The 1,341-nt window shown below is 36.8% G+C and carries 1 protein-coding gene; it reads right to left on the minus strand.

Annotated features, from left to right (window positions below; translation table 11 throughout):
- Nucleotides 1-118 precede the first annotated feature (118 nt).
- Nucleotides 119-1,230, minus strand: a protein-coding gene (locus AB0912_RS35880; RefSeq protein ID WP_366707531.1) for an IS3-like element IS981 family transposase whose coding sequence is annotated in 2 segments (ribosomal slippage) — nt 119-1,014 and nt 1,014-1,230 — 1,113 coding nt in all. Because the reading frame shifts where the segments join, the coding sequence is not laid out codon by codon here.
- Nucleotides 1,231-1,341: the final 111 nt, after the last annotated feature.

Consider the following 1,341-nt stretch of genomic DNA (forward strand, 5'->3'; position numbering starts at 1 on the left):
GCCGAGCGCATGGTGCGCGTCGCCGAGTCCGACCTGAAGAAGCAGAAGCGTGAACTGGTCGCATTGACGTTAAGTCAAGTTTTTAGAGTAACAAACGTAGAATTTTAATCTATTTATTTTAAGCACTTACCTTTTCAAATTGATTAGGTGTAAGATACCCTAAACTTTGATGGATTCGTTTTGAATTATAAAAGGCTTCGATGTACCAGAAAATACTCTGATAGGCTTCTTCAAAGTTCTTATATTTAAATTGATACACCCACTCTCTTTTTAAATGTCCATGCCAAGATTCAAGACTGGCATTATGATAAGGGTATCCCCTTCGACTGAAAGAGTGAGTCATCCCATAATACTTAAGCAACTCTTCATACTCTAGACTCGTATACTGGCTTCCTTGGTCAGAATGAAGAATAACAGCTTCTGGATAGTCTTGTGATTTAATGGCCTTATTTAAAGTTCTTTGCACTAATTCTACAGTCATTCGCTTGCCCAAATCCCAAGCAATGACTTTTTTAGTATAACGATCCATAATGGTTGAGAGATAAGCCCATCCTTGTTGAGTAGGAATATAAGTAATGTCGGTTGACCAAACCTTATTTTTCTTTGTAGGTTCAGTCTGTATAAGATTTTTTCGATTGATGTGATCACTTAGTGAGTATCCAGGCTTAAATTTCTTAATGACTACAGACTTGAGTTGAAGTTGCTTCATTAGCTTCTGTACCAGTTTTAACCCGACTTTTTCCCCTTGTTTAAGTAGAAGATGATGAATTTTAGGAGCACCATAGATTCCTCGGTTAGCATTGAAGAGTTGAGAAATTTTGAGTGACAGGTATTGTCTCCTTAATTGAGTTTTAGATGGATGTCGGTTAATCCGTTCATAATAACTTGATTCAGGAACATCAAGGAGTTGACAGCTTAGTCTGACATTGAGTGCTAAAGTTTGTATGGTTAGAGCCATATCCGCAGCACTCACTTCTTTTTCTCGGCGAATATGGTCAATACTTTTTTTAAGATGTCTCGTTCTTCCTTAACTTTAGCCAGTTGTCTTTTTAATTCTAGAAAATCAGCTTTAGAGACGGAGCTTTCATTAGATTTAGAGTAGAGGTCTATCCATTTATAAATTGTTGCAGGGGCCACGTCGTATTCTTTAGACAGCTGGGTGACGGATTGACCAGAATGATAAAAGGCGATAAGGGTTTCTTTAAATTCTTTTGAGTAGCGTTTTTTCATGTTTTTGTCCTTTGTCTAAATTATACAATAGTGACTCTAAGATTTAAGGATAACATCAATAACGTACAATTAGGGGGTGGGTTTTTACCAGATTTAATAACTATACTACTT

Origin of the sequence: Streptomyces sp. NPDC007084, assembly GCF_040703595.1 — a bacterium.
In the GTDB taxonomy this organism is placed as follows: domain Bacteria; phylum Actinomycetota; class Actinomycetes; order Streptomycetales; family Streptomycetaceae; genus Streptomyces.